The sequence below is a fragment of the Nocardioides sp. NPDC023903 genome (genome assembly GCF_040639295.1).
In the GTDB taxonomy this organism is placed as follows: Bacteria; Actinomycetota; Actinomycetes; order Propionibacteriales; family Nocardioidaceae; genus Nocardioides.
On record NZ_JBEZZS010000001.1, the window covers coordinates 480,931 to 498,174 of the forward strand.

17 protein-coding genes are annotated in these 17,244 nt (G+C 70.8%); 2 read left to right on the forward strand and 15 right to left on the reverse strand.

Annotated elements, in window-relative coordinates:
- Positions 1 to 28: 28 nt before the first annotated feature.
- From AB0F44_RS02400 to AB0F44_RS02470, 15 genes are all read right to left on the reverse strand, one after another.
- Positions 29 to 664 (reverse strand): GAP family protein, encoded by a 636-nt coding sequence (locus tag AB0F44_RS02400; protein ID WP_357352278.1) that lies wholly within the window; start codon positions 662 to 664, stop codon positions 29 to 31.
- A 137-nt stretch (positions 665 to 801) separates the two neighbouring features.
- Entirely contained in the window at positions 802 to 1,179 is a 378-nt protein-coding gene (locus tag AB0F44_RS02405; RefSeq protein ID WP_357352280.1) for an SHOCT domain-containing protein, read from the reverse strand.
- A gap of 114 nt (positions 1,180 to 1,293) precedes the next feature.
- Positions 1,294 to 2,745, reverse strand: a complete 1,452-nt coding sequence (gene aspA / locus AB0F44_RS02410; protein WP_357352282.1) for an aspartate ammonia-lyase — start codon at positions 2,743 to 2,745, stop codon at positions 1,294 to 1,296.
- Positions 2,742 to 3,746, reverse strand: coding sequence for an asparaginase (locus tag AB0F44_RS02415; protein WP_357352284.1), 1,005 nt, complete (start codon positions 3,744 to 3,746; stop codon positions 2,742 to 2,744). Before AB0F44_RS02415 ends, aspA begins: the two co-directional genes overlap by 4 nt.
- Positions 3,743 to 5,167 (reverse strand): amino acid permease, encoded by a 1,425-nt coding sequence (locus AB0F44_RS02420; RefSeq protein WP_357352286.1) that lies wholly within the window; start codon positions 5,165 to 5,167, stop codon positions 3,743 to 3,745. Before AB0F44_RS02420 ends, AB0F44_RS02415 begins: the two co-directional genes overlap by 4 nt.
- Positions 5,164 to 5,835 carry a FadR/GntR family transcriptional regulator gene (locus AB0F44_RS02425; RefSeq protein ID WP_357352288.1) on the reverse strand — a complete coding sequence of 224 codons (672 nt, stop codon included), beginning with the start codon at positions 5,833 to 5,835 and terminating at the stop codon, positions 5,164 to 5,166. The genes AB0F44_RS02420 and AB0F44_RS02425 overlap by 4 nt, the downstream gene beginning before the upstream one ends.
- A gap of 108 nt (positions 5,836 to 5,943) precedes the next feature.
- Positions 5,944 to 7,029 (reverse strand): MSMEG_0565 family glycosyltransferase, encoded by a 1,086-nt coding sequence (locus AB0F44_RS02430; RefSeq protein WP_357352290.1) that lies wholly within the window; start codon positions 7,027 to 7,029, stop codon positions 5,944 to 5,946.
- Positions 7,026 to 7,880, reverse strand: a complete 855-nt coding sequence (locus tag AB0F44_RS02435) for a carbon-nitrogen hydrolase family protein (protein WP_357352292.1) — start codon at positions 7,878 to 7,880, stop codon at positions 7,026 to 7,028. The genes AB0F44_RS02430 and AB0F44_RS02435 overlap by 4 nt, the downstream gene beginning before the upstream one ends.
- Before the next feature lie 42 nt (positions 7,881 to 7,922).
- Positions 7,923 to 9,242 carry an MSMEG_0569 family flavin-dependent oxidoreductase gene (locus AB0F44_RS02440; protein WP_357352294.1) on the reverse strand — a complete coding sequence of 440 codons (1,320 nt, stop codon included), beginning with the start codon at positions 9,240 to 9,242 and terminating at the stop codon, positions 7,923 to 7,925.
- Positions 9,239 to 9,553, reverse strand: a complete 315-nt coding sequence (locus tag AB0F44_RS02445; RefSeq protein ID WP_357352296.1) for an MSMEG_0570 family nitrogen starvation response protein — start codon at positions 9,551 to 9,553, stop codon at positions 9,239 to 9,241. The genes AB0F44_RS02440 and AB0F44_RS02445 overlap by 4 nt, the downstream gene beginning before the upstream one ends.
- A complete protein-coding gene (locus AB0F44_RS02450; RefSeq protein WP_357352298.1) occupies positions 9,546 to 10,457 on the reverse strand; it encodes a carbon-nitrogen hydrolase family protein in 912 nt (303 codons plus the stop codon). Before AB0F44_RS02450 ends, AB0F44_RS02445 begins: the two co-directional genes overlap by 8 nt.
- The gene (locus AB0F44_RS02455; RefSeq protein ID WP_357352300.1) at positions 10,454 to 11,866 is read right to left on the reverse strand and encodes an MSMEG_0567/sll0787 family protein; all 1,413 of its coding nucleotides are present in this window, start codon (positions 11,864 to 11,866) and stop codon (positions 10,454 to 10,456) included. The genes AB0F44_RS02450 and AB0F44_RS02455 overlap by 4 nt, the downstream gene beginning before the upstream one ends.
- A complete protein-coding gene (locus AB0F44_RS02460; protein WP_357352302.1) occupies positions 11,863 to 12,942 on the reverse strand; it encodes an MSMEG_0568 family radical SAM protein in 1,080 nt (359 codons plus the stop codon). Before AB0F44_RS02460 ends, AB0F44_RS02455 begins: the two co-directional genes overlap by 4 nt.
- A gap of 10 nt (positions 12,943 to 12,952) precedes the next feature.
- Entirely contained in the window at positions 12,953 to 13,489 is a 537-nt protein-coding gene (locus AB0F44_RS02465; RefSeq protein WP_350657899.1) for an MSMEG_0572/Sll0783 family nitrogen starvation response protein, read from the reverse strand.
- Between the two features lie 88 nt (positions 13,490 to 13,577).
- Positions 13,578 to 14,402 (reverse strand): amidohydrolase family protein, encoded by an 825-nt coding sequence (locus tag AB0F44_RS02470; protein ID WP_357352305.1) that lies wholly within the window; start codon positions 14,400 to 14,402, stop codon positions 13,578 to 13,580.
- Positions 14,403 to 14,541: 139 nt separating this feature from the next.
- Between AB0F44_RS02470 and AB0F44_RS02475 the strand changes: the two genes are divergently transcribed.
- Complete coding sequence (locus AB0F44_RS02475) at positions 14,542 to 16,314, forward strand: SulP family inorganic anion transporter (RefSeq protein WP_357352307.1); 1,773 nt, start codon at positions 14,542 to 14,544, stop codon at positions 16,312 to 16,314.
- Between the two features lie 73 nt (positions 16,315 to 16,387).
- On the forward strand, positions 16,388 to 17,029 hold the full coding sequence (locus AB0F44_RS02480; protein ID WP_357352309.1) for a hypothetical protein: 642 nt from the start codon (positions 16,388 to 16,390) through the stop codon (positions 17,027 to 17,029).
- Positions 17,030 to 17,244 lie beyond the last annotated feature (215 nt).

Here is a 17,244-nt window from a genome sequence, read left to right on the forward strand (position 1 = left end):
GGAGCGGACGACCAGGTGCCGCACTGGGTCAAGCGCTCACGATCGACTGGATCTGCAGTAGCAGGAACAGTGCGAGAACGATCTCGCTGACCACCCAGGAGTTCGCGTTCATCCAGCTCCGGAGGGCCGGCAGAACAGTGTCGGCTCGCTTGCCCATCAGCAGCAGCACCAGGAGAGGTGAGCTGATCAGCAGCCCGGTGACGAGCAAGAAGCCGATCGACCGCCACAGCGGCTCCCCCTGGGACGCCAGGAGCGTGCCGACGGTGAAGGTGACGAGCAGATTGGTCGGCATGATCAAGAACAGGAGGAGGCCGATCCGGAACGAGGCGCTGGGCGTTGCCGTCTGCAGCTTCCGCATGTACTTCGGGGGCTCGGTGTCGTGCCGCTTGAGAAACACCCGCACGGCCGCGACCAGCAGCACGAGCACGAGGAGCCAGTCGACCACGGCCGAGCCTGAATCTCCGTCGGATCCCTCGAGACCCAGTGCACGCGCCGCGTAGTAGAACACGGCCGTGGCGGCGGTGGACGCCACCATCGCGCCCGCGACGTAGGCATAGGAGTTCCGCCGCGCCCTCTCGCTCGTCGCGAGCATGATGGCCGTGATGATCTGCGGACCGGCGATCATCACCACCGCCAGCGGCACGACCTTCAACAGGTTGTCCATCCGGGTCCCTCGGAATGCTGTCGTGTGCTGTCCATCGGTGTCGGGCGGCACAAAGGAATGAAGCACCTGACGAGATCACCGTGCGGCACGCGCGAGCAGAATTCCTCACCCCGGGAGGACGAGAGCACGGTCCCCGGTCAGGGCGTCACGGCCTTCGCCTTGAGTGCGGCGAATTCGGCCTGGGTGATCGTCCCGGCATCGAGCAGCTGCTGAGCCTTGGCGATCTCCTCAGCGGGAGATGAGCCGGCAACCGAGCGGATGTAGTCGTCCTGAGCCGCCCGGACGTTCTGGACCGCCTCGTTCTGGCGCTCCGCCATCCCCTTGCCCCGGACGATCAGGTAGATCACGGCGATGAGGAACGGCAAGAAGATGAGGCCGAGCATCCAGACGGCCTTCATACCCCCGGAGACCGATTTGTCCCGGAAGAGGTCGGTGACGATGTTGAACAGGACCATCAGGTACGCCACGAAGGCGAAGGACACGATGATGAACCAGATGATGTCCCAGAAGCTCATGAGAAGTTCTCCTGTCATTCGGAAGGTGCAGACACATGCTTCGCCCTCCAGCAGGGCTTCCCTTCACCCGCAATGGGTGAGACCTGGCCCAGGCGCCGTCAGGTGGTCCGCCCATCACGCACCGGCGACATCCAAACCGACCGGCCCAGCCATGCCTGGTTCCTCGGCGGTGCCGGGGTGGGCGAGCTGCTCGGGCCGGAGCAGGTGGGCGAGCCGTTCGGGTGAGACCAGGCCGCGCTCGAGGATCAGCTCGGCGACGCCACGACCGCTGCTGAGCGCCTCGCGGGCGATCTCGGTCGCGGCGACGTACCCGATCTCGGGGTTCAGCGCGGTGACGAGCCCGATCGAGCGCTCGACCTGGGCGCGGGTCAGATCGCCGTTGACCGTGATACCTCGTACGCAGCGCTCCGCGAGCACGCGGCAGGCGGCAGCCAGGTGGGTGATGCTGCCGACCAGTGAGTGCAGGATGACGGGCTCGAACGCGTTGAGCTGGAGCTGGCCCGCCTCGGCCGCCATGGTGACGGTGACGTCGTTGCCGATGACCTCGAACGCGACCTGGTTGACGACCTCCGGGATGACCGGGTTGACCTTGCCCGGCATGATCGAGGACCCGGCCTGGACCGGGGGCAGGTTGATCTCACCGAGCCCGGCTCGCGGCCCGGAGGAGAGCAGTCGCAGGTCGTTGCAGGTCTTGGACACCTTGACCGCGACCCGCTTGAGCACGCCGGACAGGTGGACGAACGCCCCGCAGTCCTGCGTCGCCTCGATCAGGTCCGGCGCGGTGACCAGCGGCAGACCGGTGATCTCGGCCAGGTGACGTCGGGCGATCTCGGCATAGCCTGCGGGCGCGTTGAGCCCGGTGCCGATCGCGGTCGCGCCCAGGTTGATCTCGTGCAGAAGCGTGACGGCCTCCTGGAGGCGGAGCCGGTCCTCCCCCAGCATCACCGCGTAGGTGCGGAACTCCTGGCCGACCGTCATCGGCACGGCGTCCTGGAGCTGCGTACGTCCCATCTTGAGGATGCCGCGGAACTCCTCGGCCTTCGCGGCGAACGCGTCTTCGAGGACGCGCATGGCGTCGGCCAGCGCACCGACCGCGACGATGGTCGCGACGTTGACGGCGGTCGGGTAGGCGTCGTTCGTCGACTGGCTGAGGTTGACGTGCTCGTTGGGGTGGAGGTGGTCGTAGCTGCCCTTGTCGTGACCGAGCAGCTCGAGGGCCCGGTTGGCGATGACCTCGTTGGCGTTCATGTTGGTCGAGGTGCCGGCGCCACCCTGGATGACGTCGACGACGAACTGGTCGTGCAGCGCGCCGGTGCGGATCTCCGCGCATGCGGACGCGATGGCCCGGGCGCGCTCGGGGTCGAGGAGGCCGAGCTCGAGGTTGGCCAGCGCGGCAGCCTGCTTGACGGCGCTCAGCGCGTTCACCAGGTGCGGATAGGTGCCGATCGTGGTGCCGGTGATGGGGAAGTTGGCGCGGGCGCGGGCAGTGTGAACACCCCAGTACGCGTCCGCGGGAACGTCCAGGTCGCCGAGGAGGTCGTGCTCGCGGCGGGTCGGTCGGGTCATGGCTTCTCCGTCGGGTCGGTACGGGTCGGGGTGAGCGCTTGGGCGGGGCGCAGGTCGGCAGGAGCGAACGGGGCGAGGAGGTCGGGGGCGACTCCGCTGTCGGCCAGCAGGGCGAGCAGCGCCGGGAGGCGGGCCCGATCGGCGCCGTCGGCGACCTTGAGCGCGAGGCTGGTGCCGTCGGGCAACGCCGCGATCTGGACTCCTTCGAACCCGTCCTTGGCCAGCAGTCCGGGGACTGCCTGCATCAGGGTGGTGACGTCGCGGCGACTGCCGGCCACCATCTCGGGGTGGCGTCGCATCGCCGCGGCGACCCGGTGCTCGGCGCTGCCGTAGGGGGCCAGCACGAGACGCTGGGCGGCGTGAGCGAGCCCCCGGAGCGAGATCCCGAAGAGCGGGGTGCCGCAGCCGTCTGCGGTCACCGTCGCGGCCCGTTGCCCGGTGAGGTCCTCGACGGTCGTACGGACCGCGACCTGGAGGGGATGCCTGGGATCGAGGTAGCTGTCGTGCTCCCAGCGCGCGGCCACGCAGGTCACGAGCATCGCCGCATGCTTGCCCGAGCAGTTGTGCGCGAGCTGGCTGGGCTGCCGGTCGGCACGCAGCCATGCCTCGCGCTCGACCGGGTCGTACGGCAGGTCCGGCGGGTTCCGCAACGCGTCCTCGCCGAGGCCGGCGGAGACCAGCAGCCGGCGCGCTCCCGACAGATGGACCGCCTCGCCGGAGTGGCTGGACGCGGCGAGCGCGAGCAGGTCGTCGCTGACGTCGAGTCCGGCGCGCACCATCGCCACCGCCTGCATCGGCTTTGCTGCCGACCGCGGGTAGAACGCCGCCTCGATGTCGCCGACCGCCAGGCGTACTCGGCCGTCGGGTTCGAGGAGGACGGCCGAGCCGTGGTGGAGGCCCTCCACCATCTCGCCGCGCCAGACCTCGACCAGCGGCTCGTGGGCGGGCACCCGCATCGGCGCCGGTTCGGCGATCTGCGGCAAGAGGTGGGACCCGCTCATCGCACCTCCATCGCGGAGCTGTCGATCCGGTCGCGGACCAGGAACCAGCCACCGACCAGTGCCGCCAGCAGCACCGGCATCGCGAGCAGCGTGATCCGCCCGACGTCGTCGAAGAACATCAGGATCAGGACCAGGGCGAGGAACGCCAGCGCGAGGAACTGCGGGAACGGCGACCGCGGCACCCGGAAGGCCGGACGCTCGATCTCGCCGGTGCGGCTGCGGCGTACGAAGATCGTGTGGCTGATCAGGATGATCGCCCAGGTGGCGATGATGCCGACCGAGGCCAGGTTGAGGACGATCTCGAACGCCTGGGCGGGCACGACGTAGTTGAGCCCGACGCCGAGGACGCAGACGCAGGCGGTCATCAGGATGCCGCCGTAGGGCACCTTGTGCCGGTTCATCGCCGCAGCGAAGCGCGGAGCGGTGCCGGCAGCGGCCAGCGAGCGCAGGATCCGGCCCGTGGAGTAGAGCCCGGAGTTGAGGCTCGACATCGCGGCGGTGAGGACCACCAGGTTCATCACGTCACCCGCACCCGGTACGCCGACCCGGGACAGCACTGTCACGAACGGGCTCTCGTCGGCGGAGTAGGCCGACCACGGCAGCAGCATGGCGAGCAGCACGACCGAGCCGACGTAGAAGATGCCGATGCGCCAGATGATCGTGTTGATGGCGCGGGGCATGACGCGGCGCGGGTCCGCCGTCTCACCTGCGGCGACGCCGACCAGCTCGATGGAGGCGTAGGCGAAGACGACGCCCTGGATGACCAGGACCATCGGGAGTACGCCGGCGGGGAACATCCCGCCGTGATCGGTGATCAGCTGGGGTCCGGGAGTGGTGCCGTCGATCGGGTGCCGGGTCACGATGAGCACGATCGCGATCGCCATGAAGACCACCAGCGTGGCCACCTTGATCAGTGCGAACCAGAATTCCATCTCGCCGAACAGGCGCACCGAGAGGAGGTTGAGCGTCAGCACGATCACCAGGGCACCCAAGGCGAGCACCCATTGCGGGACCGGCGCGAAGAACGACCAGTAGTGCGCGTAGAGCGCGATCGCGGTGATGTCGGCGATGCCGGTGGTCGACCAGTTCAGGAAGTACATCCAACCGGCGGTGTAGGCGCCCTTCTCGCCGAGGAACTCGCGGGCGTAGGAGACGAAGGCGCCGGAGGACGGCCGATAGAGGATCAGCTCGCCGAGGCAGCGCACGACGATGAACGCGACGAGGCCGCACGCGGCGTACGCGATCGCCAGCGACGGCCCTGCAGTGGCCAGGCGCCCGCCGGCGCCGAGGAACAGGCCGGTGCCGATGGCGCCGCCGATCGCGATCATCGTGATGTGGCGCGGCGTCAGGGACTTGCCGTAGCCCTCGTCGCCCGCGTCGGCGGGCCGGGCTTCGGTGTCGGCAGAGGTTGGCAGGGTCATCGGTCGGTGTTCCTGTCGGTGGTGGGGTCGCGGACGATGTCCTCGAGCGCGCCGTCGACGTGCTCGAGGTGGGCGCGCATCGCCGCCTCCGCGGTGTCCGAGGACCCGGAGGCGATGGCGTCGACGATCAGGCGGTGCTCGGCGTCGGAAGCCGTACGCCGCGTCTCGTCGAGCTTGTTGAGCAGGGCGGACTGGGTCGCGAGGGCCTCGCGGATCTCCTCGATCACCTTGCCGAAGACCGGGTTGGCCGACGCGCGGGCGATGGCGATGTGGAACAGGGAGTCGAGCGCGACCCAGACCGCGCCGTCCTCCTCGCGCTCCATCCGTTCGAGCAGGCTGCGCATCTCGTCGAGGTCGTCACCGCTGTGCCGAGCCGCGGCGTACCCGGCGGCCGGGACCTCGACATGTCGACGTGCCTCCACCAGGTCGCGCGCGGAGTAGCTGCCGAAGGTCGGGTTGTCGGCGGCACGGTCGGAGACCACGAACGTGCCCCGCCCCGTTTGCGACTCCGTCATGCCGAGCGCCTGCAACGCCCGCAGCGCCTCACGGACGACCGGGCGGCTGACCCCCAGGTCGCGGACCAGGGTCGCCTCGGAAGGCAGCCGGGTGCCGACGGGGAAGGTGCCGGACTCGATCTCCGAGCGCAGCTCGGCGAGGACGAGCTCCATGGCATTGGCACGCCGGATCGGTTTGACTGTTTGCCTGTCTGACAGGTTCATGGCAGTGAGTGTGATGGGCGTCACCGGCGACTGTCAACCCGGCACGGCTCAGGAACCTCAGATGCGGCTGTAGAACTCGCGGTGGGCGCGGGCGGCGCGAGCCCAGGTGTAGCCGGCGGCGAGGTCCCGCCCGCCGGTCGGGTCCGGCCGCGTGTCCAGGATCTTGCCCAGCGCGACGGAGATCTCTGCCGGCGTCGTGGCGTAGGCGACGGTCTCGGCGAAGACCTCGCGGAGCACGGGCAGGTCACGGGCGACGACGGGTACGCCCGCGGCCAGGGCCTCCAGGGCCGCGAGCCCGAACCCTTCCTTGGTCGACACCATCGCGAGGGCGCCGGCCTCGGCGACCAGCGATGGGAGCTCGTCCTCCTCGAGCACTCCGGTGATGACGACGGGCACGTCCAGCTCGCGGACCCGGGCGTCGAACGCCGCCCGATAGTCGCGGTAGTCGAAGAGGGTCTCCCCGCCACCGAAGACCAGCGTCAGGTCGGCCTGACCGGGATCGGAGGCGCGCAGCGCGGCGTACGCCTCGAGCAGGTCGAGCGATCCCTTGCGCGGCTCGATCCCACCGAGGGCGAGCAAGTAGCGGCCGAGCCGCGCCCGCCACGCCGCACGCCCGGCGGCGTCGGTGGCTCCGGCCGCGAACCGGGCGGCGTCGACGCCGTTTGGGATGACGGTGGGGGTGAGCCCCCATCCGGCCGCGACCTCGTCCGCCACCGACTGCGAGACGCAGATGCGGGCGTACGGATCGACGACGGCCTTCTCGTGGCAGGCGGCGAGCTGCGGGGTGGTGAAGTGGTCGAGGTGGTGGATGGTGCGGATGCAGGGCAGGGCGGCGTTGGCGCTGATGCAGTCCTGGGCGTGCACGATATCGTAGCGGTCCCGCTGCTGCGCGAAGGCGGCTCGCAGGACGTCGATGGAACGTACGATCCGCTCCCCCACCGTCTCCTCGTCGCGGGCCTCGAAGGGCACCGCGTGGACCGTGACGGCGGGGTCGACCGGCCGGAAGAACGCGGTGTCGCCGTGGCGGCCGAGGGTCCAGACGTGGACGTCCTCGCCGAGCGCCGCGAGTGCCTCGGCCAGCGCCAGCGTGTGCACGACCCCACCGCGGGGCCGGGTGGAGTACGTCAGCAGCGCGATCCTCATCGCGAGCTCCCCGGGAACGTGTACGCCGTCGGGGTCAGCTCCTTGAGGTGGTGGAGGACCCGCCGCGACCGGGCGATCTCCGCCTCGACGTCGATCTCCGCGACGGCCAGGCCGCCCTTCGAGGTCGTGCGGGCCAGGATCTCGCCACCGGGACCGACCACCTTGGCCTGTCCCAGGAACCGCAGCCCGCCCATGACGCCGGTCTGGTTGGAGGAGACCCAGACGACCTGGTTCTCGGCGGCCCGGGCCTGGTCGTAGAGGTCGAAGAGCCGGGACTGGCGGTCCTGCGGGAGACGCGAGGCGCGGTCGGTCACCGAGGCCGGCCAGGCGGAGAGGCAGGCGATCACCGAGGCGCCGTCGAGGGCGAGGGTGCGGGCCGCCTCCGGGAAGGTCTTGTCGTAGTCGATGAGCATCCCGAGCCGCCCGACCGGGGTGTCGAAGGCCGCGAACCCCTCCCCCGCCGCGTAGACCAGCGACTCGCCGGCGGGCTGGTGCACCTTGCGGTGCCGGCCGAGCACGCCGTCACCGCTGAGACAGACGGCGGAGTTGTAGAGCCGCGCCTGACCGTCGACGACGACCTCCTCGGCGTACCCCAGGCAGACCACCATCTCGCCGGCCATCGCGATCATCCGGCCGATCTCGAAGGAGTCCTCGGCCAGGGCCGGCGGCAACGCGTGCGGGTCGGGGTGACGCAGGTCGGAGAGGTAGCCACCGAGGGTCGCGTCCGGCAGCACCAGGAGGCGTACGTCGTTGCGCCGGGCGTCCTCGACGATCCCCTCGAGCTTGGCGACCGCGCGCGGCAGATCGCGTCCGAAGTGGGCCGCGACCGCCCCGATGCGTACCTTCGACATGCTCCTCAACCTATCCGTCCTCGATCCTGGGTGGACGATGCCTCAGGCGACCGCGGCCGAGGTGTCCAGCGGGCCGGGCGAGCGGCGCCGGGCCAGCTCGGCGGCGCGCTCGACGGCCCGAAGGCCATTGCCGGTGATCGTGCCGGCGATGTGCTCCGCGTCGGCGGCGATGCCGAGGTAGCGCCCCGAGCCCCACGTGTGCAGCCAGGGCAGGCCGAGGAAGGAGAGCCCGGGGACCGCGGTAACGCCACGGGTGTGGGTAGGTCGTCCGGTGCCGTCGAAGACACCCACACGGACCCATCGGTAGTCGGGCCGGTAGCCGATCGCCCAGATCACCGTCGAGACACCCGCCGCGGCGAGGTCGAGGGAGGTGGGATCCGACTCCGGCTCCCAGACCGGGCGATAGGGCTCCGCGGGTGGGACGTCGAGGCCCCGAGCGGCGATGTGCGCGTCGATGTCGCGGCAGATCGAGCGGTAGACGTCGTCGGCGGAGCCGAGCGCCTCCCGCAACGTCGGCTCGAGCACGAGGTCGGTGCCGGCCCCGGAGGCGAGCCGGCCATAGAGCCGCATGCCCTCGGCCGCGAACTGGCGCAGATCGATGTCGCGTCCACCGTCGCGACCGGTGACGTAGTGGTTGGTCTTCTCCCGCGCGGCCAGGCCGCCCGGATAGCTGGTGACCGGGGTGTCGTAGAGCCCCATCTCGGCCAGCCAGGTCATGCAGTCGCGGCCGCGGTGGAACCGGGCGACCCGGGGTGCGTCGCCGATCGCGAGATGCACCTGACGTCCCTCCAGGTGCAGGTCCTCGGCGATCTGCGCACCGGACTGGCCCGAGCCGACCACCAGCACGCCGCCCGGGCGAAGCCGCGAGGCGCTCTTGTAGTCGGCCGAGTGCAGCTGGTCGATGGCGGGGTCGAGGGCTGGCGCCCAGGCCGGGACGACCGGCATGTGGTAGCCGCCGGTGGCGACCACGACGTGCTCGACCTCCCAGGTCTCGGCGCCATCGGGGCCCTCGGCCTCGACCAGGAACCCGCCTCCCGCGCGTTGGGTCAGCGAGGTCACCCGGGTGTGCTCGCGCAGCGGAGGGCCGAAGGTCGGCGCGTAGCCGGCGAGCCACGCCACCACCTCGTCGCGGGTCATGAAGCCGTCCGGGTCGGGCCCGGCGTACTCGTAGCCGGGCAGGCGGCAGTGCCAGTTGGGCGTCACGAGGGTGAAGTTGTCCCAGCGGGTGTCGGCCCACTCGTGGCCGGCGGTGCCCGCCTCGAGGACGACATGGTCGACCCCGTCACGGACGAGGAACCAGCTCGCGGCCAGGCCGGCCTGTCCCCCGCCGACGATCGCGACGGTGGCGCGGTGGGTGGTCATCGGGACTCCTGCTTCGGGGTGACGGGAAGGGGCGGGTGCATGGCGAGGACGGTGACGCGCTGGTCGGAGGCGTACGCCGCGGCCGAGGCCCGCAGCTGGTCGGACGTCGCCATCGCGCTGGTGCAGGCGAAGCCGAACTTCGCCCGGACGCGCTCGGAGGCGGTGGCCAGGGCGGTGAGGCTGCGGTCGAGGAAGTCCTCGACGGCGTAGGTCCGGCCGGTGACCAGATGGTCGTGCACCACCAGCGAGGGTGAGTAGCAGTCCTCGACCCTGCCGTCGGGCCAGCGCACGGTGAAGGTCATCTCAGGCATGCCCCTCACCCACCTGGGAGAGCGGCTCGGCGGTCGCCAGCGCGGAGGGGTACGCCCCCGGCCGGCGGTCACGGAGGTGGAACATCGCCCGCCGCGCCGTCGTCAGAGCACTGGGTACGTCCAGCTCGGCCACGGCCATGCCGGCGTCGACGCCGGTGGTCGCCAAGATGTCGCCTCCCGGACCGACCACCTTCGCGTTGGCGACGAAGCGGAGCTTGCCGAACGTCCCGTGCTGGTTGGAGGCCAGCCAGACCACCTGGTTCTCGAGAGCCCGGGCGGCGTCGAAGAGGTTGAACCGCTTCGTCCACCGGTCGTCCTCGATGGAGGCGCTGGTGGCGGTGCGCGAGGCAGGCCAGGCGGAGATGCAGGCGATGATCTCGGCGCCGTCGACGGCCAGCGCCCGCGCTCCCTCGGGGAACGCCTTGTCGTAGCAGATCATCGTGCCGATCCGGCCGGCCGGTGTGTCCACGCAGCCGAATCCCTCCCCGGCCGCGTAGTAGAGGTTCTCGCCGAGCGGCTGGTGGACCTTGCGGTGGGCGCCCAGCACGCCGTCGCCGGTGACGACGGCGGCGGTGTTGTAGCGGTCCGCGCCGTCGGACTCGCACAACCCGACGACCACGGTCATGTCTCCGGCCAGCTCGGCGACGCGCCGGAGCTCGGGTCCGTCGATGTCCATCACCGGCGGGAGGTCCTCGGGCGTCTCGTCGTGGCTGCCGTCGCGGCCAGCGCCGAGGACGGAGAGGTAGCCGCCGAGGCAGGCCTCGGGGAGGGCGAGCAGGCCGACCCCGGCCTGTCGGGCGTCCTCGATGAGGCCGCCGATCTGGGCGAGGTTCTGGTCCACGTCGCGGCCGAAGCCGGCGCAGACGGCGGCCACGGCGGTGCCGGGCTGAGTGCTGGTGGTCATGAAGCAGGTCCTAGTCCGGTGACGGTGTGGTCGATGGCGTCGGTGACGGTGCCGTCCAGCCAGCGCAGGCCGACGCCCGTGCCGGGAACGAGCTCGCCGCAGACGGCCGAGGAGAGGAAGCCGGGCAGCTCGGGTTCGGTGCGAGCGGCCGCCTCCGCGGTGAGCATCGCGAAACCCGGGAAGCAGGTGAGCCAGTCCGCGGTCGAGGCTGTGGCCGGGGTTGGGACGGCGCCGACGTCGATGATCGCGCGGCAGCCGCTCGCCTCGGCCAGCATCCCCGCGGTGCCGACCACCCCGGCCATGCTGACGTCCTTTGCCGCCGTCGGTGCCAGCGACGGCACGACTCCGGACAGTGCCCGCAGCTCGGCCGAGGTGCGATGCGAGGACGAGTCCCACTGACGGCCGCGATAGCCGGGTCGCCACCCTCCGCCCAGGTCTGCGCTCAGCCTCAGGACATCACCGGGTGCTCCCCCACCGCCCGGGACAGGCCACTCGGTGCGTCCCAGCGCGGTCACCGAGAGCGCGGCCGGGACGCCGAGCTGGGTGTGTCCGCCGAGGACGGGTACGCCCCACGCCTGCGCGGCCTCGGCCAGGCCGCGCACGATCCGGCGCGCGAAGGAGGCGTCGCGGGCCCCGATGGCGTCGAGCAGGCCGACCGGTTCCGCGCCCATCGCGGACAGGTCGTTGACGTTGACCAGGACCGCACACCAGCCGGCCCACTCGGGGTCGCGCTCGACCATCGAGGGAAGGATCGCGTCGCAGGCCGCGACGAGGTCGCTGCCCGGGACCGGAGCCCCGTCGTCACCCTGGAATCCCGGGGTCGACTGGCCCACCAGGGCACCGACCAGGTCGCCCAGCGGCGACTTGGTGGCCTCGGACAGCTGCCGGATGCGCCGGACCGGCCACTCCATCACGACATGGGTCATGTCGTGGAGGTGAACCCGCTCGCGCGGGATCCAGCCGAGCCTGCGGAACAGCCCCTCGTTCCGGGACTGGACGGTGGCGTCGAAGCGGAGCGCACCGGCCTGCTCGGCCGCCGCGCAGGCCGCCCGAACCAGCGCCGCACCGACACCGAGAAGCTGGCGGGCGTCCTGCTTGACCGCCAGCCGGCTCCCCCGCCACCAGCCCACATCGCGACCCTCCGGCTGCGCCGGATGAAGGCGTACGCCACCCAGGACCTCGCCGTCGTCCGAGCGGGCGAGCAGGACGATCCGGCGTGGGTCGTCGTCGACGTCGTCGAGGTCGGAGCCCGGGAAGAGGCTTTGCTCGGTGACGAAGACCTCCCGGCGCAGCCGGAGGTACGCCTTCAGGTCGGCCGCGGTCTCGGCCCGGACCACGGTGTAGCCCTCGAGGCTCGGCGAGCGGCGTACAGCACCAGCGAGGATGACGTCGTCGAGGAGCTCGGTCATGCCGATTCCTCCCCACAGGCACCGAGTGCCGAGCAGGCACCACACGAGGCGCAGCCGGCGGCCTGGTCCGCGCCGGCCATGCCGGCCCGGCGCAGCAGCGCGGCGACCCGGGAGGTGACCCGGTAGACGTCGGCGTGCGGCGGCGCCTCGACGCCGTCGACGTCCTTGGCCAGAGTGCCCGCCAGCGGACGGTAGGGCACGACGAAGGGGTAGACGCCCATGGCGATGAGCTCCTCGCAGCCGGCGACCAGCTCGTCGGGGTCCTCGCCGAGACCGACCAGGAGGTAGGTCGAGACCTGGTTCCAGCCGAAGACCCGGACCGCTTCCGCCCAGGCTGCCCTGTATTCGCTCATGGGCACCGAGCCCTTGCCCGGCATCCAGCGGAGCCGTGCCGACTCGTCGAGGGACTCGACGTGGATCCCGATCGAGCGGGCACCGGCGTCGTACAGCTCCTGGATCGAGGCGAGGTCGCCAGGTGGCTCGCACTGCACCTGGATGGGGAGGTCGGGCACCGCCTCGCGCACTGCGCGCACGCAGCGTGCCAGATGTGTCGCGCCGCGGTCGCGGCCGCGGGAGGTGCCGGTGGTCATCACCATCTGGGTGACGCCGTCAAGCTCGACCGCCGCCTTGGCGACCTCGGCGAGTTGGGCGGGCTGCTTGACCGCGATCGTGGAGCCCTGGCGCAGCGACTCCTCGATCGCGCAGAACCGGCAGCGCTCCTCCACCTCGTAGCGCGCACAGGTCTGCACGACGGTGGTGGCGAGCACGTTGGCCGAGTGCAGACGGGCGATCTTGTCGTAGCCGACGCCGTCGGCGGTCACCAGGTCGTAGAAGCGTGGCCGGGCGACGGCCTCGACCCCGAGACCGGTGTCGGCGCCGTCGAGGAGCAGCTTTCCGCCGCGTACGGAATAGGGGCTGCGGGGGTTGAGCGGGATGGCCGCGCCGACCCCGTCCAGGAGGACGTGCCCGTCGTCGCTCGGCCCCGCGCCCGAGCGGCGGGCAACCGGGGCGTCGAGCAGGCGGATCCCCTGGATGGCGACGTCGACGCGGGTGCTGGACGAGATCGGCGAGGTCATGGCCGGGCCCTCAGAGGTTGTAGGTCGAGTTGATGATGGCGCCCTTGCGGGCGTAGTGGATCAGCGCGTCCTGGACGTCGAGCGGGTGCGAGGGCACGACGCCCTCGATCAGGTCCTCCTCGCGCAGGCCGTGCAGCGCCATCCCGAAGCGGCAGCAGAAGACGGTGCCGCCCTCCTTGATGAACGTCTCGATCGCGCCGTTGACGTTGGTCTCCCCCGGGAACGCGGCGTCGCCCATCGTCGGGAAGCCGCGCGAGGCCATGCACGCCAGCGTCCCGGGGCCGTAGAAGTAGACGGCGGACTCAAAGCCCTTGCGCAGCGCCCGGGTCGCCTGCAGGACGGCGACGAAGCTGACGGAGGACTCGTGCGGGATGCCGTGGACGAGGGTGAAGTACGTCTCCCCGTCCTCGGCCTGGTAGTCGGGGAAGATCTTGGTCGAGCCGTAGATGTTGGTGCCCGGCTGCTGCGAGGGGTGCGGGATCTCGCCGAGCGACTTGGCCATGTTCTCGGCGATCTGGGCGTCGATGTCAGCGGTGTCAGTGGTCACTGGGGTCTCCAAGAGAGGTGGAAGGGGCGATGCGGGTGGGAGCGGGCTCGTCGTCCTTGACGAGCGGCCGGCAGTCGAGCTGCCGGTCTCAGCCGTAGAGGGCTGAGAAGTTGTGGTGGAAGAAGGCGTCGGCGAGCTCGCCGTCGCCGGCCGCGGCGGCCAGCCGGGCGTGCTCGCCGGCGAAGTCGCCCCAGGGCGCATCGGTGGCGAAGAGGATGCGGTCGTGCCCGATGCCGCGGCGCTCGATCTCCTGGACCAGCCAGGCCGGCGCGAAGCCGATCGCCCAGCTGGTGTCGGTGTAGACCTGCATCCCGGCCTCGATCCAGTCGAAGAGCCGGCCACCGATGAGCTTCATGTGGCCGCTCATCCCGCCGCCGAGGTGCACGAGATGGAGACGTACGTCCCGGGCGTAGCGCTCCACGAGCGTGCCGATCTGGTCGACGTCGGAGGCGGCGCCGGGCGAGGTGTGCACGTGCACGGTCAGGTCGTGCTCACGGGCGGTGGCGAAGACCTTGTCGAGCTGCTCGAGGCACTCCGGGTCGGCGGGATGCCCACCGAGCAGGAAGCTGGTCTTGAGCGCGGCCACGCCCTCCTCGCCGGCGAGGGCGAGGGCCGCGTCGTTGCGGGCCGAGTCGGCCGCCTTGGGCGAGACCCACAGGCCACACCGGATCCGGTCGTCGCTCTGAGCCGCCTCGATCGCCAGGTGATTGAGAGCGAAGGCCGCGTCCGGGTCGGGCACGCCGTAGTTCGGCAGCACCAGCGCCCGCTCGATCCGATCGGCGTCGAGGTCCGCGACCAGCTCCTTCACGGTGCCGCGCGCGGTGACGTCGGCGGCGATCGCCGGGCCTCCGTAGAACGGATACGCCGGCAGCCGGCCGATGTGGCGGTGGGCGTCGCGGAGGGGCTTGGTCATGGCATCAAGCCTTCGGCCCAGCCGTTTCGGACTGGTTACGGGTGGAATACGGAACCCGTTTCGGTTCGTAAGTTCGAGGTAACCCGCCTCACCCGAGTCAGGTGAGGCGGCCTCACGCGAGCGGCGCTGCGATGGTGCGGTGCTGACCTGGCTGCGCGAGCGGATCTCTCTGCCTCGCCATCTCTTCGATCGGCGTACGGTCCGACGCGATGCCGCCGCCGGCGCCGTGCTCGGCATCGAGTCGGTCCCGGACGGGCTCGCCAGCGGTCTGCTCGCCGGGGTGAACCCGGTCGCCGGGCTCTACGGCTACCTGTTCGGGCTCGCCGGCGGGGCGCTGTTCACCGGGACCGCGGCGATGGCGATCCAGGGCACGGGGGCGATGGCGATCATCGTCGCCGACGTCGACCTCGACGCCTACGACGACCCGGTGCGAGCGCTCGCCACCCTGTCGATCCTCACCGGCGTGGTCATGATCGTCGCCGGCGCGCTCCGCCTGGGCCGGCTGCTGCGGTTCGTGTCCAAGTCGGTGATGACGGGGTTCATCTCCGCGGTCGGGATCAGCATCGTGCTCGGACAGCTCGACAATTTCACCGGCTACGACTCCCAGGGAAGCAACCGCGTGACCGCGGCGCTGGACCTGCTCCTGCACCTTCACAGGGTCGACCTCGCGTCGCTGGTGGTCGGCCTGACCACCGTCGCGGGCATCCTCGTCCTGCAGCGCACCCGCCTGGGCGCCACCGGACTGGTGGTGGCCGTCGCCGTGGGCTCCGCGCTGGCCGCCTTGCTCAACACGCTGGGCAGCGACACCGTGGCGCTGGTCGCCGACGTCGCCGAGGTGCCCGGCTCGCTGCCGCTCCCGGTGTTCCCCGACCTGTCGGCCACGATCGACCTCCTCCTCCCCGCCGCCGCGCTCGCGTTCGTCGGGCTGGTCCAGGGCGCCGGGGTCTCGGCGGGCTTCCCGAACCCGGACGGCACCACCAGTCCCTCGCGCGACTTCATCGGCCAGGGAGCGGGCAACATCGCCTCCGGCCTCTTCCGCGGCGTACCCGTGGGCGGGTCGATGTCGGCCACCTCGCTGGTCGTCAACGCAGGCGCCCGGAACCGGTTCGCACTCCTGGTCGCGGCCGCAGTCATGGCCGCCGTCATCGCTCTCTTCTCCGCCGTCGTCGAGCTCGTCGCCATGCCGGCCCTCGCTGGACTGCTGATCGTGGTCGGTGTCAGCACCGTCAAGCCAGCCAAGCTGATCGCGGTCGGCAAGACCGGGCCGGTGCCGCTGACGGTGATGCTGACGACCCTGGTGCTCACCCTGCTGATGCCGTTGCAATATGCCGTGCTGGTCGGTGTCGGACTGTCGGTGCTGCTGTTCGTGATCGGCCAGTCCTCACGGCTGGTCACCCGCCGGCTGGTGATGGGCGCGGACCAACGGGTCATCGAGACCAACCCGCCGGGGAGCCTCGGCGAGCGCGAGGTGGTGGTGCTCCAGCCGTACGGGCCGATCTTCTTCGCCACGGCCAACGCGCTGCGCTCGCAGATGCCCGACCTGACGCCGGCCTCACGCAGGTCAGTGGTGATCCTGCGGCTGCGTGGCGCCGACGACGCCGGCGCGACCCTGCTCGAGGTGCTGGGGACGTACGCCGCCGGGCTCGCCGACCTCGGCAGCAGGCTGGTGATCGTCACCGACAACGAGCGGCTGGTGCGCCAGCTGCAGACCGACGGCACGCTCGGCCCGGAAGGCTCGGTCTACCAGGGCACCGCGGTGATCTGGGAGGCCACCCGGGAGGCCTACGAGGACGCCGTCGCGTGGGTGGCGCAGGACGAGGACGAGCCCACGGATCATGAGCGGCCGTCGGCCGGACGCACCCACCGCGACCCGCACGAGGGTGACTGGCCACCCGACCAGATGGCCCTCTAACCGTCGCCAGCGTCCGCTGGTTCACCCCTTTCCGGCGATCACCGACACCTCCCGGGGCACGCACGCTGGGACCGTGACGACCTCGGAGGCCCCTCAGCACTCGCGTACGGATTGGCGCGAGCTGATCGCGATCCTGCTGCTGTCCGTGACGGCGATCCTGACCGCGTGGACCGGCTTCCAGGCCAGCAAGTGGAGCGGCGCCATGTCGATCTCGTTCTCGCAGGCATCCACGAACCGGATCGAGGCCGCCCGGATGGAGTCCACGGCCAACCGGAAGCTGTCGGTCCAGGTCTCTCTCTTCACGCAGTGGCTCCAGGCCTATCAGAGCGGCGACACCGAGCTCACCGAGTTCCTCCAGGCGCGGTTCCCGGAGCCGTTAGCCACGGTCTTCCCGGGATGGCTCGACACCCGGCCGCTGAAGGACCCCGACGCTCCCGCCACGCCCTTCGACATGAAGGAGTACGTCATCCCCGAGTCCGTCGACGCGAGAGCCGCAGACGCGACGGCCGACCGCAAGTTCCGCCAGGCGCTCCGCAACAACCAGCGCGGCGACAACTACACGGTGCTGACCATCGGCTTCGCCTCCGTGCTCTTCTTCGCGGCCCTCTCCGAGCGGATGCGCCGCCGCAGCGCTCAGTGGGCGCTGCTCTGCATCGGCGGCGTCGGCTTCGTGCTCCTGGCAGTCGTGCTGATGACGTTCCCGAAGATGATCTGACCCGGGTCACCTGAAATAGGTGATCCTTCTCAATCTTTTGCCATTTACTTTGAGAAGCATCGCGGGAAGTCCGGACAATCATGCCTGGCTCACCGACGGCGCGGTGCCGCTCATCAGCACACTCCCCCCAGCACGAGCGCACGACGCCGGCGTGGCATCTGAGCTCTGACTGAGGGGAGGGGTTGTGCAGCGCAGCAGGTCAGCGCCCGCTACAG